Origin of the sequence: Faecalitalea cylindroides ATCC 27803 (assembly GCF_000469305.1) — a bacterium.
Classification (GTDB): domain Bacteria; phylum Bacillota_I; class Bacilli_A; order Erysipelotrichales; family Erysipelotrichaceae; genus Faecalitalea; species Faecalitalea cylindroides.
In genome coordinates, this window is the sequence record NZ_KI270979.1 from 1 (window position 1) to 12,383 (window position 12,383).

Genomic DNA, 12,383 nt, shown 5'->3' on the forward strand with positions numbered 1-12,383 from the left:
ACAGTTAAAGCGCCTTCTTCTTTAGAGATCTTCGCAATTAGCGGTGCAGCACCAGTACCTGTTCCACCACCCATTCCAGCAGTGATGAATACCATATCACTACCTTTGATGGCTTCACGAATTTCGCTTTCACTTTCTTCAGCCGCTTTACGACCGTATTCTGGATTTCCACCAGCTCCCAGACCTTTTGTTGTTTCACGGCCTAGAACGATTTTATTCTGACAAGGTGAGTTTTTCATTACCTGCACATCTGTGTTGCAGATATAAAATTCTACACCTTTTACCCCATCGGCTACCATTCGGTTAACGGCATTGGAACCTCCGCCTCCAACACCAAATACTTTAATGTTTGCTACTTGATTGAATTCTGTCATTTTTTACACCCCTTTAATCATTTTCAGATAAGATAACACTCTTTAATTTTTTTGTAAATCCGCCTTCACCATTTTTTGACTGTTGATTGATCGAATCAATGCTTGCTTCCAACTCATTGTTGTTTGCACTGATTTTATCTGAATGGCGAATACGATTGATATCCTGCCATGCATATGCCATACCTAAACCGCATACGTAGCTGCCATCTCTTGCACCAATACTTTGTTCTTCATAAATAAGAGCTTCAGCATTAAACGCTTTATCCATATCTTTCAAAACAGAGATATTGCTCCCCTTTCCTGTAATGACATATTTTGCATTACCTTGACGAACAATTGGCGTACAAGCTTCATTCACATTGGCAATCCATTGACGAATCTTTGGTAAACAAACATTAGCCAATTCTTTAGCGGTAATTTCTACACGCATATCTTCTTTTTGTTCAATATAAACGATTACATCAGAATTTTCGTCTTCATTCCCTGAAAAGATATTCTGCAACAAGCGATATCCTACTTCATCAGATAGACGATACTTTTTCGTAATATCTTCAACAAATGAATTATATCCATTTTCCAGGTTAGCACAACTAATCAAACGCCCGTTTGTAAAGAAACCCATCGTACAGTGATCTTTTTCTAAATCTAACTGAATGATCGGACGATCATTGGACTGAACTAGCACAGCTGTTTCCTGTGCGATCGCATAACTATCCAAACATAGATCCAAAATCTCTAAATTTGCCTGTTCAATACAACGAGCATAAGCATAGATCATCTCTTTATTCGCATAAAGAAGATCTATATCCATAGTAAATTCTTCACAGGTCTGTGACAAAGGAATCTTTTTTGTTTCCTGTCCATTGACAATATAGGAAATGCGATTCGCATTAACAAATTCAACATCATCCCCAAGCTTTTTTTGAATGGCTTTGTTGTAACCCTGTTGAATGTGAAATAAACGAATTGATTTGGTTCCATCTTCGATCTGTACATGCACTTTTTGATTACTGCGCATAACATTAACACTAGGAATTGCCAAAAGAACTCTTTCAATTCTATATCCTAAAGCTGCCTGCGCATTGGTAACTGCCGTTCTAATTGCACTAACGACATTGGCTTCGTTTACAATGGTTTGATTTTGAACGCCTGAACAAGCTACGCTCTCAACTCGAAGCACGTTGTATCGCGATTCAAATATCTCCAATACAACAAGACGAATTTCCTGATCCGCGATTTCAATAGACGCATACACTCTTTTCTTACTCATTCGACTTCTCCTTTAACCACTTCGGTATAATAATATCATATTATTCGAGAATTCATGAAAGAAATTATCGAAAAAATGAAATTTATTCTAATTCCACTTGGATTTCTGTATCTGTGGATATTGTCTGTCCCGTTTCGATATTCTGGGATTTTACCTTTCCATAGCCGGTTGTTTCAATACTAATTCCTGTCAGCTGCCAGAAAGCTGTTAAATCTTTTCGAGTCCAGCCTGTCATATCCGGCATAGTGATTGTCTGACCATCTGTCAAAATAAAGACTCTATCATTGGAATTGATCGTGCTATCTTTAGCTGGGTATTGATCCACAACATTTTGTCCATCCCCAATCACTGTGACATGGACTTTTTTATCAGCTAATTTGTTATTTGCATAAGTTAAACTGTGATTGGTTAATCCCGGCATAGCGTAGGTTTCCCATTTTTCGTAAGTTTCTTCTTCAGATGATGTATCTGATTCACTTCCAGAAATACCATTTGCGATCAATGCTGCCTGCATGATCTGCTTAAATGGTTCCGCTGAATAGTTAACATAGTTAGTTGAAACCATTCCATAGTAGACCATGATCTTCGCATCTGATGATGGAGCTGCTGCCATAATTGAAGACGTGTATTTATATTTATCATATACTCCTGTTTCTTCATTATAAATTTCACCTGTACCTGTCTTAGCGGCCATATCAACACCATCAATTCGAAAACGTGCACCACTTGCTCCATCTTGTAGAACCCCTTCCATTAGATCAACGACCTGGTTAGCTGTATCTTCTGAAATTGGGGTTCCAACAACTTCTGTATCATATTCTTCGACGACTTCTCCAGTTGTGGAATCTACAATTGAATCCACAACATATGGTTTAACCATCGTTCCACCATTGAATATTGCAGTATAAGCTTGCAATAGTTGCAAAATAGTAATTGAACTTGATTGACCAAATCCACTGGACAAGTAATCCTGTGGTAAATTTGCAATATTGTTTACGCCCAAAGATTCTGAAACATATGGGCTGTCAACATATTTAAAGAAATCGAATTTATCCATATAATCTACATATTGATTATAGTTTACATAATTTGATAACAATTCACAAATACCTACGTTACTGGAGAATGCAAGACCTTGTTCAAATGTAATTACACCAAAATCTTCTTCTAAGGCATCGGAAATTGGTGGATATGCTGTTTCAGTTCCATTAGCAACGCGAGTGATCTTATTTGTATTTGGGTCAAAAGTATATGTAAATGTTCCAGCTCTGAAAGTTGTGTTTCGTGGAAAAACACCCGTATCTAAGGCAATTGCATAAGTAAATGGTTTCATAACAGAACCAGGTTCATAAACCGCCTGGGAAATCCGATCTTGATAACTTGGTATTTCCAGGTGCTTATTTTGATCAAAAGTTGGATAACTAGCCCAAGCTAGGATCTTTCCAGTTTCAACTTCCATGACTGCACACCAGGCAGCTTCTGCATTATTTTGTTCCATTGTGATCTGCATCTGTTCTTCTACCGTTCTTTGTAAAGAAGCATCTAATGTTAAAACCACATCTTTTCCATCTTCAGCTTCCTCAAAAACTTGCGTAGTTCCTGGCAATATAGAACCATCTACTGTTTGTTGATACTGAACCTGTCCATCTTTTCCACTCAGATATTCGTCCAGTGTCTGTTCTAGACCCATAACACCAGAAATTTTTTCTTTTTCTTCATCATAAGCTGCAAATCCAATTAAATTGCTAGAAAAAGGTGTAGTTGGATAATTACGATTTGTCGTTTCAATAAAGTCAATTCCCGGCAGATTTAGATCCTTTATTTTTTCCATTGTATCTTTATCCAAGCGTTTTGTTCCCGTACCTAATTCTGTTTGTGAACGCTCATCATCAATTGCATCCTCTATGATCTTAGCAACTTTTTCCTCATTAATATTATCTAGAACAGTACCTAATTGTTTGGCTGTATAGTCAGCATCTTTGACATAATCCGGGTTGCCATCCTCATCTTCCAAACTATCATCCAAATAAGCTACAACAGTATATGCCGTCACTTCCTGTGCAATTACATTGTGATTTCTATCATAGATTGTACCACGCTTTGCCTCTACGCTTGTATTAACAATACTGCTGGCAATTTGTGTATCCAAAACATCCTGCCCAGACCAAATATGTCTATGTGTGACCATGGTAAAAAGAACATTAGCAACTACTAATGTTCCCGTTAAAGTCATGATTTGTATTACTCTATAAAGCTGTTTATTGCTTTTTTTAACACTCATTCACATCAATCCTTCTAATAATTAATTATACATTATTAATCAATGATGTAAACATTATCCTGATTATCCTTAACCTCATCACCTAACATACCAAGTACTCTAGTCTTATCTTCCAAGTTGTTTACTTCACTTTGAAGTTCATCAATCTGCTGCTGTTTTTCTTCTACTTCAGCCGCTAATTTTTGATCTTCTACAGATAAGGTGATGTTATAAGAATTCAATCCAATCTTAGTAACACAATAAAAACAGAAAGAAAGAGCAAACGCAATGCACAACAAAGATTCCGGACGAATCTTTGGCTTTCTATTATGTTTTTTATTAATTCGTTTCTTGTCCATTGCACTCATTCCTTTCTATCCCTCTTAATTTGGCACTATGTGCACGATAATTCGTATCTAATTCTTGTTTCGAAGCCAGCACCGGTTTCCTATTCACAAGTTGATATTCTAAATTTTCTATCCCAAGACTCGGCAATCTTTTATCCACTTTTTTTGGCACTGCCACTTCTTTAAAGATTTTCTTTACGATCCTATCTTCTAAAGAATGAAATGTGATCACACACATTCGGCCATGTGGTTTCAATCGTTTTAACCCCTCTTTTAAAACAACCTCCAACTGTGGAAGTTCTTGATTTACTTCCATTCGTATTGCCTGAAAACTTTGTTTGGCTGGATGTCCCTTTTTTCTTAATACTGCATTGGGAAGTGCTGATTTAATAACATCTACGAGCTCAAATGTCGTATCAATCGACTTCATTTTCCGTTTTTCTACAATTTTGGATGCAATTTTATAAGCGAATGGTTCTTCACCATAATCCTTCAATATACGACATAGGTCTTCCAATGAATATTCATTGACCACTGTCCAGGCATCCAATTTTTGTTCCTGATTCATGCGCATGTCCAATCTTGCATCAAATCGATAACTAAATCCCCTTTTTGCATCATCGAACTGTGGACTGGAAACCCCTAGATCCAACAAGATTCCATCAACCTTATCTACATTCAATGAATCCAATTGTTCTTTCAGGTGTTCAAAACTATCATGAATACAAGTGAAGTTATCCCCTATTTTCTGAAGTCGAGGTGTACTTTCATCAATTGCGTTTTGATCGCAGTCAAACGCATATAAATAACCTTTGGCACATCTTTTTAAGATTTCACTACTATGGCCCCCTCTACCAAGTGTGCAATCCACATAGACACCATCATCTTTGATTTGAAGCATTTTTATAGATTCATTTAGTAATACGCTAACATGTTCCATAACTAACCCATCAAGCCGGAAAGATGTTCAGCTGCTTCTTCAAAAGATGCACTCTGTTCTTCTTCCAAACGTTCCCATCTTTCTTTTGACCAAATCTCCAAGTGATTGGCAACCCCAATAATCAAACATTCTTTTTCAAGGCCAGCCAACGCCACTAAAGAAGATGGTATCAATATTCTTCCCTGTCCATCCATTTCACACTCTGCCGCTTTTGATAACATCATACGTTGATACATACGAGCATCCTTATTCGTTGATGGTAAAGTGGAAAGTTTTTCATATACTGCCTGCCATTGTTCAACAGTATACACATACAAGCAGCCATCTAAGCCTCGATTGACGACAACGTGTTCACCTAGTTCTTCTCGAAATTTTGCAGGCATAATCAATCGCCCCTTACGATCAATATTATGTGCATATTCCCCCATAAACACGTGCCATCACCCCCACTTTCTGACACAAACCGCTACTTTGTACCACTATAATACATCAAATTGGCTGTATTATCCATAAATTTTTAAAAAATATTGCAATTTTTTTTAACTATCTATTTTTTCTGATATAATGCTCAAGAAAGAGGGATTAAATTATGGAACTTTTATATTTTATTCTGGGTTTATGCCCGATTTTATGGCTGATATTTGCCTTAACTGTTTTGAAGATGCCAACTTATAAAGCTGCATTGGGCAGTCTGATCGTAGCTGGTGTTTTAGCCTTTATTGTTTGGCAATTGCCTGCAATGGAAGTTTTAACGGCTGCTCTTGAGGGTATCCTAATGGCAATTTGGCCTATCGTCGTCGTTATTATTGCAGCAGTATTTACATATAACTTGTCATTAAGAACAGGTGGTATTGATGTCATCAAACAAATGATTACATCCGTTTCAAACGACAAACGTATCCTTGTATTATTGATCGCATGGTGTTTTGGCGGATTTATGGAAGGTATGGCTGGGTTTGGAACAGCGATTGCTATTCCAGCTGGAATGTTATTGACACTTGGATTTGATCCAATTTTCTCTTGCCTAGTTTGTTTGATTGCCAACGGTGCTCCTACGCCCTTTGGATCAATTGGTATTCCAACTGTAACTTTGGCAAATCTAGTTGGGTTAGAAAATACGCAACTTTCTTTCATTACATCTTTACAGCTTGCACCATTTATGCTGGTTATTCCTTTCTTGATCGTTATGGTCACTGGAAAAGGTCCTAAAGCTTTAAAAGGTGTAACTGGAATCACTTTGGCAACTGGTATCAGTTTTGTCATTCCGCAGCTTGCCGTCAGTTATTTTGTGGGGGCTGAACTTGCTGTTGTTGTAGGAAGTGTTTGTTCTTTATTGGTTACAGTCCTACTTGCCTCTAAAAAGAAAACAGATCCTGCATATGAGATGAAAGTGGAAAAACATTCAATTAACGCAAAAGACGCTTTAAAAAGCTGCAGTCCTTTCATTTTCATATTTATTTTCTTGTTATCAACATCAAAATTGATTGCGCCGGTAAATGATTTTTTAGCACAGTTTGCTTCTACAATCTATGTGTACTCCGGAGAAAATCCAAATGCGATGACATTTACATGGATCAATACAGCTGGAGTTTGGATCTTCCTTTCTGCTATTTTAGGAGGATTAATTCAAAAAGCCTCTTTCAATGATTTTAAAGAAGTTTTTATTGCTACTTTAAAACAGATGAAAGAAACCATCATTACTATGTTATGCGTTCTGGGTTGTGCCAAGATCATGGGATATGCCGGTATGATTGCTTCCATCGCAACATTTGCGATTGCGGTTACCGGAAGTTTCTATCCATTCGTTGCTCCTTGCCTTGGATGTCTAGGTACTTTCGTTACTGGTTCAGGAACAAGTTCAGGTGTTTTATTTGGTGCTGTTCAACAAAATGCAGCCGTTTCATTAAATGCAGATCCATATTGGATTGTTGCTTTAAACTCACTAGGTGTTGCAGCTGGTAAAATGCTTTCTCCACAAAGTATTGCAATCGCATTAAGCTCGGTTGATCAAAAAGGAAAGGATTCAATCTTATTATCTAAGATCCTTCCATATGGGCTTGGTTTCTTAATTGCTATGGCATTGATAGCTTATATTGGTTTACAACTATTCTATTGATATGCGTGTTTAATACACGCTTTTTTTGTTATACTAAAAGAGAGGAGGCATCATTATGAACCCGAGACAGGACATTCTTTTTGATCCTCAAAATCAAACGATCCAGATATTCGATGGAAGCATAGGCACATATACCTACAAAGATATCATAAAAAGTCAAATTCTATATGAACACGCGCCATACAAAGGAAAATCCAAGATGTTCTCCCACAGAGTTTTGATTTCCACCTTCAATAACAGTTTATTTATCGAGATGAAGAAGGTGTATATAGGCATTGAAATTAAATTATTAAATAAAGATCCTGTCTATGTTTATATTTCAAAAGAACCTGTGATCCAACATAATCAACAATTTAAAGAGGACTTAAAAAGAGCTAAACAAATTGTTCAAAAATTAAAAAAAATTGCACAAAAAAATCAGGAAAGCCATTCAACTTCCTGATTTTCTTTTTTATCTTGAACCATATACTTCTTTTGAAAAAGCCAAATTACAAGCACCGATAAGGTTGCTATTTTCATTTAATCCAGAACGACAGATTCTAACCATAGGACAAACTACTTCTGGCATTTGCGATTTTACCATTTCCTCAATTTCTTCAGTGAATCCTTCAATTTCAAAAGGAACCGAGCCACCAAGTACCACCATATCCGGATCAGCAAAAGCAATGATGGCATTGATCAAATTTGCTAAATGCTCTTTGGCTTCTTTCATGATCAAAACTGCTTTCTCATTTCCTGCTTTAGCCAAGTCATCCACTTCTTTTACAGTTTCTGCAGTTAAACCAGCTTTTTTTGCTTTATCAAGAATTCCAGTTTCTGAAATATGATTTCCAATTTTATCCGACTCTTTCCCGGAAGAAGAGGTTATGCGGATTGGAGAGAATTCATTGGCAAAGCCATGAGCTCCTTTAAAAATTTTCTTATCAATGATCAAACCAGCTCCAACATTTGTTGAAAGGCGCAAGAATTGAATCACTTTACAATCCTTCCCCTTTCCAATAACAGCTTCAGCCAGGCCGGCAAGATTTGCATTATTTTCCAAATATACAGGTAAGCCCGTACGCTTAGATAAAGCTTCCGTAACATGAAGACCGCACCATTTATCACCTAAATTTGGTGTATAAAGCAGAGTACCTTTCATCGCATCCAGAATTCCCGGACATGAAATTCCAATACCACAAATCGTCTTAGTAAACTTCAAAACACGACTGGCAATCTCATCTAAAGTTTTGTTTGGATCATCGATACAGCTATCAAAACTTTGATGATCTACGATATTATACGATTCGTCGAAAAGAGCCACTTGAACTTTTACTCTTCCGATATCCACTGCAGCAGCATACTTCATGATAAAACCTCCTTACTGCTTTTAATACTTTTATGATTTTATTATACATGAAAGATTGTAAATCTAACATAAATTTTTATGCCTTCATATACATTTTTCACTTTTGTACACACATTAAGAACGACTTAAGAAAAGTTGCATTGATAATATATATGCCGATTTCTATACACTAAGTTTTCTCTTTAATTCCAAGATTTTAGTTTCTATTTCTTCAATAACCTTAATAAATTCTTCATCACTTTTTCTAGTTGGATCCACTAAACCCCAGTCCTCTCTAAGAGAACAAGGCAGATAGGGACAATGTACATTGCACCCCATGGTAATCACTACATCCACAGGAGGTATATCAGATAACAGTTTACTTCGCTGACTCTTTTCCATATCAATACCATAAAGCTCTTTCATGATACGAACGGCATCCTGGTTAATCATAGGTTTCGTTTCAGTGCCTGCCGAATAACTTTCAAACACATCTGAGGCATAATACTTCCCTAACGCTTCTGCAATTTGACTTCGACAAGAATTATGTACACAAATAAAGGCAACCTTATATCTTTTCCTCATGACATTCCTCTTACTTTCTAAATATATTATTCTGATAACTATCTTATCATTCTTTTAAACCAAGACCCCATAAAAAAAGACCTCAAAAGGTCTTTTAGAATTCTTCCACAAAGCACACACCAAATGCGCCTGGTCCAACATGGGTTCCAATTGTAGGCCCTATTTGTAATCTACCAGAAGCTTTGATACCATTCTTTTCAAAGCGAGCTTCCAGTTTCTCACAATTTTCTGTGCCATATGTAAACAAAGAGTAAATCGGATAGTTTTTATCAATCTTAAATTCTTCCATTTTACTCCAAATATAGCTAATGGTTTTATTGATTCCTAAACGTTTTCCAATGACATCTACTTTTCCATCTAAACTCACTGTAACGATTGGCTTGATATTTGCCATCTCTCCAATGGCAGCCGTAGTCTTAGAAACACGACCACCCTTACATAAATATTCAAGTGTATCGACAGCTGCAAGAATTTTGATATGTGAACGCATTTCCTCAAGGTAAGTTACGATTTCTTTTGCTTCTTTGCCTTCTTTGATCATTTCTATCGCCTTATCGATCATCACTCGAATACCTACTGTGGTAGTTAGAGCATCAACAATATAGATATTGTCATATTCAACAATATTTTTGGCAAGTATTGCACTTTGAATCGTTCCACTTAATGCACTTGAAATCAAAACACAAATTAATGTATCATTGTTTTCTTTTGCTTTTTGAAAATGGTCAAGAAACTGCTGCGGTGATGGTTGACTTGTTTTAAAGAAACCATCTGTTGCGATCATCTTCTCATAAAATTCATTTGTAAAAATATCAATACCATCTAAATAGTTTTTGTCTTCAATCGTCACTTGTAAAGGAACAAATAACAGTTTTTTTTCTTCTATTTCTGCTTTTGAAAAATCAGCTGATGAATCCACTAATAAGCGTATCATTTAATCTCCTCTTTAGCGATATGAGCAATCAATTCGAACAACTCCAATGCCTTTTGTGCATTCTCCTTACCAACCCGTTCAATCAACTTGTCCACGATTTTTAAAATCCGTTCATGTTCATCTTCGTAGACTTTGATCTGTTCTTCATTTAGAGTTACATAGATTTTTCGCTTATCACCACTAGATCTTGTTCTAGTCAATATTTTTTTATTTTCCATTGAGGTCAACGTACGATTCATTTGAGATTTTTGCATCTTTGTCATCTCGCATAAATCAGTTGCCGTAATCTGTTTTGATCGGTTTCTATATAAGATTCGGCAGATGATTACCTCATTATATGGTAATTGAGAAACAATTTTCTCATTATTAATAGCTCCAGTTAAATTTAACCAGGCATCTAAAAGTTCTTCATTGAAATCTTTCATATACACTCTTTCTATTAGTTCTCTTTGTGAACCGTTCACATTATAAATCAAATTGCTTTTTTGTCAACTTAATTATCATTCATTTTTTAATTCATCAAATTTTGCTTTCATCGTAGGATTATTTCTTACTAATTTTTTGATCGTTAGATCTTCCGCCTTGTTATTGGCTAAGCGTAAGTTATTCTCACTGGATATCAGAGCATCCTTTGTCTTCTGTAAATGCGAGATTGTCTTGTCAATTTCATCAATAGCTGTTTTAAATTTACGACTGGCCAATTCATAATTTCGCGCAAATCCTTCTTTGAACTTCATCATATTCTCTTCAAAATGTGTAATATCAATATTTTGAGCCCTCGCAATCGCCAGTTCCTGTTTATACTGCATTGAATTTAGTGCTGCATTTCTTAATAAAGTAATCATTGGAATGAAAAATTGTGGTCGAATCACATACATTTTTGGATATCGATGTGATTTATCTACAATTCCAGAATTATACAGTTCATTATCCGGTTCCAACAAAGAAACAAGGATTGCATATTCACAATGCTTTTCATTACGATCTTTATCTAGTTCCTTTAAAAAATCTTCGTTTTTCTTTTTCGTAGCCGTTTCATCATTTTCATTCTTCATTTCAAACATAATAGAGATGATCTCATTACCCTGATTATCATTTTCACGATAAATGTAATCCCCTTTACTGCCTGTACGGGCATCATTATCTTTTTCAAAATATGCATTTTGAAATCCTGTCGCTCTTAATTGATTGAACTGAATTTCACAATGCTGTTCAAGGCTTTCTCCTACCATTTTGGTCGATTGTTTTGCTTTAAAATCTTTGTAGTAGGCAATTTGTTCGTCTTTTAGTTTTAATTGAGTTTCATACTTCTCTTTTAAATTTGTCTCCAAAAGCTTGGCTTGTGTCTTTTGCGACGTTAATTGATTTGTTAGTTCAGATATTTGTTGAGTTAATTCATATTTTGCCTTGACTTCATTTTCTTTGATCTGACTTTCAAGTTTTTGAATCATCTTTTCTTTTTCATTAAGTCGTTCATCGAATTCTAAACGAGCCTTGGAAATTGCCAATTCTTTATCGACAGATGCTGTATTTTTCATCTCATTGATTTGTGATTTCAACAAAACAATCTCTTTTTCTAAATCGCTTCTAGCTTCATTGACCATGCTTTGGCTTTTTTCATTATAATAACTCTCAATAGATTTCTTTTCTTTTTCAAATTCTTCATCACGAACCTGTTTAACGATATCCATATAAATAGAATCATCCAGTTCAAACATCGTATGACAATTTGGACATTTAATTGTATGCATAAATTCCTCCTGCTTCCCTATTCTCTCACTTTTCATACATAAAGTCGAATATTAAGGCTTCTTAATTATTATCTTATAGACAAACGATGATCGTTAATATGATCAATAGTCCAAAAAATACTTTTTCTTTTGTTTCTTCTGATACCGTTTTTAATAACGGAAAAATTATATACTTTCCTAAAAATATATAAGAAAGAAAGAACAAATACTTAAATTCCAAAAAACAAGTCATGTGCAATATACTGAGAATCACCATTACAGAAAAGCACCATCTTGTATGAAATACACCTGGATCATCTTGAAGTATCTGTCTTTTTTTGTATCGATATAGTGTTATAATTTCTCGGGTCGCAAATATAAATCCAAAAAAAGAGACCAAGATCAATAATGCTTTTGCAAGATTGGCATTGCTATTTAATGAAAGCATCCCAGCATACATCGCCCAAATTCCTGCAACTACAATAGCCAGCCACAAGAAG

13 protein-coding genes and 1 pseudogene are annotated in these 12,383 nt (G+C 35.6%); 2 read left to right on the forward strand and 12 right to left on the reverse strand.

What is annotated here, in order from left to right; all coding sequences use genetic code 11:
- The 6 genes and pseudogenes from HMPREF0367_RS02675 to mraZ all read right to left on the reverse strand — a co-directional run.
- Nucleotides 1-374: pseudogene (locus HMPREF0367_RS02675) on the reverse strand (cell division protein FtsZ); the annotation flags it as partial.
- Between the two features lie 13 nt (nucleotides 375-387).
- Nucleotides 388-1,644 (reverse strand): hypothetical protein, encoded by a 1,257-nt coding sequence (locus tag HMPREF0367_RS02680; RefSeq protein WP_035400957.1) that lies wholly within the window; start codon nucleotides 1,642-1,644, stop codon nucleotides 388-390.
- Nucleotides 1,645-1,726: 82 nt separating this feature from the next.
- Nucleotides 1,727-3,925, reverse strand: coding sequence for a penicillin-binding protein (locus HMPREF0367_RS02685; protein WP_035400960.1), 2,199 nt, complete (start codon nucleotides 3,923-3,925; stop codon nucleotides 1,727-1,729).
- Nucleotides 3,926-3,960: 35 nt separating this feature from the next.
- Nucleotides 3,961-4,272, reverse strand: a complete 312-nt coding sequence (locus HMPREF0367_RS02690) for an FtsB/FtsL family cell division protein (RefSeq protein WP_022355501.1) — start codon at nucleotides 4,270-4,272, stop codon at nucleotides 3,961-3,963.
- A complete protein-coding gene (gene rsmH / locus HMPREF0367_RS02695) occupies nucleotides 4,244-5,191 on the reverse strand; it encodes a 16S rRNA (cytosine(1402)-N(4))-methyltransferase RsmH (RefSeq protein WP_035400963.1) in 948 nt (315 codons plus the stop codon). Before rsmH ends, HMPREF0367_RS02690 begins: the two co-directional genes overlap by 29 nt.
- Nucleotides 5,192-5,193: 2 nt before the next feature.
- Complete coding sequence (gene mraZ, locus HMPREF0367_RS02700; RefSeq protein ID WP_015536302.1) at nucleotides 5,194-5,619, reverse strand: division/cell wall cluster transcriptional repressor MraZ; 426 nt, start codon at nucleotides 5,617-5,619, stop codon at nucleotides 5,194-5,196.
- A gap of 161 nt (nucleotides 5,620-5,780) precedes the next feature.
- On the opposite strand from mraZ, the gene HMPREF0367_RS02705 reads away from it, so the two are divergent.
- Nucleotides 5,781-7,307 (forward strand): L-lactate permease, encoded by a 1,527-nt coding sequence (locus HMPREF0367_RS02705; RefSeq protein ID WP_022355498.1) that lies wholly within the window; start codon nucleotides 5,781-5,783, stop codon nucleotides 7,305-7,307.
- 55 nt (nucleotides 7,308-7,362) lie between these two features.
- The gene (locus HMPREF0367_RS02710) at nucleotides 7,363-7,749 is read left to right on the forward strand and encodes a hypothetical protein (RefSeq protein WP_051335142.1); all 387 of its coding nucleotides are present in this window, start codon (nucleotides 7,363-7,365) and stop codon (nucleotides 7,747-7,749) included.
- A 9-nt stretch (nucleotides 7,750-7,758) separates the two neighbouring features.
- Here the strand turns inward: HMPREF0367_RS02710 and HMPREF0367_RS02715 are convergent, their stop codons facing one another.
- From HMPREF0367_RS02715 to HMPREF0367_RS02740, 6 genes are all read right to left on the reverse strand, one after another.
- Nucleotides 7,759-8,655: an ROK family protein gene (locus HMPREF0367_RS02715; protein WP_035400966.1), complete on the reverse strand. Its 897-nt coding sequence runs from the start codon at nucleotides 8,653-8,655 to the stop codon at nucleotides 7,759-7,761.
- A gap of 162 nt (nucleotides 8,656-8,817) precedes the next feature.
- The gene (locus HMPREF0367_RS02720; protein WP_035400968.1) at nucleotides 8,818-9,219 is read right to left on the reverse strand and encodes an arsenate reductase ArsC; all 402 of its coding nucleotides are present in this window, start codon (nucleotides 9,217-9,219) and stop codon (nucleotides 8,818-8,820) included.
- Nucleotides 9,220-9,313: 94 nt separating this feature from the next.
- Nucleotides 9,314-10,153 (reverse strand): DegV family protein, encoded by an 840-nt coding sequence (locus tag HMPREF0367_RS02725; protein WP_035400971.1) that lies wholly within the window; start codon nucleotides 10,151-10,153, stop codon nucleotides 9,314-9,316.
- Nucleotides 10,150-10,578, reverse strand: coding sequence for a MarR family winged helix-turn-helix transcriptional regulator (locus HMPREF0367_RS02730; RefSeq protein WP_022355493.1), 429 nt, complete (start codon nucleotides 10,576-10,578; stop codon nucleotides 10,150-10,152). The genes HMPREF0367_RS02725 and HMPREF0367_RS02730 overlap by 4 nt, the downstream gene beginning before the upstream one ends.
- 75 nt (nucleotides 10,579-10,653) lie before the next feature.
- Nucleotides 10,654-11,904, reverse strand: coding sequence for a DUF2130 domain-containing protein (locus tag HMPREF0367_RS02735; protein ID WP_035400973.1), 1,251 nt, complete (start codon nucleotides 11,902-11,904; stop codon nucleotides 10,654-10,656).
- A gap of 73 nt (nucleotides 11,905-11,977) precedes the next feature.
- Complete coding sequence (locus HMPREF0367_RS02740; protein WP_148449352.1) at nucleotides 11,978-12,379, reverse strand: hypothetical protein; 402 nt, start codon at nucleotides 12,377-12,379, stop codon at nucleotides 11,978-11,980.
- Nucleotides 12,380-12,383 lie beyond the last annotated feature (4 nt).

Bases quoted from the DNA above. Each gene is read 5' to 3' on its own strand.
- HMPREF0367_RS02680 (WP_035400957.1), bottom strand. From the start codon at position 1,644: ATGAGTAAGAAAAGAGTGTATGCGTCTATTGAAATCGCGGATCAGGAA.
- HMPREF0367_RS02725 (WP_035400971.1), bottom strand. From the start codon at position 10,153: ATGATACGCTTATTAGTGGATTCATCAGCTGATTTTTCAAAAGCAGAA.
- HMPREF0367_RS02720 (WP_035400968.1), bottom strand. From the start codon at position 9,219: ATGAGGAAAAGATATAAGGTTGCCTTTATTTGTGTACATAATTCTTGT.
- HMPREF0367_RS02715 (WP_035400966.1), bottom strand. From the start codon at position 8,655: ATGAAGTATGCTGCTGCAGTGGATATCGGAAGAGTAAAAGTTCAAGTG.
- rsmH (WP_035400963.1), bottom strand. From the start codon at position 5,191: ATGGAACATGTTAGCGTATTACTAAATGAATCTATAAAAATGCTTCAA.
- HMPREF0367_RS02730 (WP_022355493.1), bottom strand. From the start codon at position 10,578: ATGAAAGATTTCAATGAAGAACTTTTAGATGCCTGGTTAAATTTAACT.
- HMPREF0367_RS02710 (WP_051335142.1), top strand. From the start codon at position 7,363: ATGAACCCGAGACAGGACATTCTTTTTGATCCTCAAAATCAAACGATC.
- HMPREF0367_RS02685 (WP_035400960.1), bottom strand. From the start codon at position 3,925: ATGAGTGTTAAAAAAAGCAATAAACAGCTTTATAGAGTAATACAAATC.
- HMPREF0367_RS02705 (WP_022355498.1), top strand. From the start codon at position 5,781: ATGGAACTTTTATATTTTATTCTGGGTTTATGCCCGATTTTATGGCTG.
- HMPREF0367_RS02690 (WP_022355501.1), bottom strand. From the start codon at position 4,272: ATGAGTGCAATGGACAAGAAACGAATTAATAAAAAACATAATAGAAAG.
- mraZ (WP_015536302.1), bottom strand. From the start codon at position 5,619: ATGGGGGAATATGCACATAATATTGATCGTAAGGGGCGATTGATTATG.
- HMPREF0367_RS02735 (WP_035400973.1), bottom strand. From the start codon at position 11,904: ATGCATACAATTAAATGTCCAAATTGTCATACGATGTTTGAACTGGAT.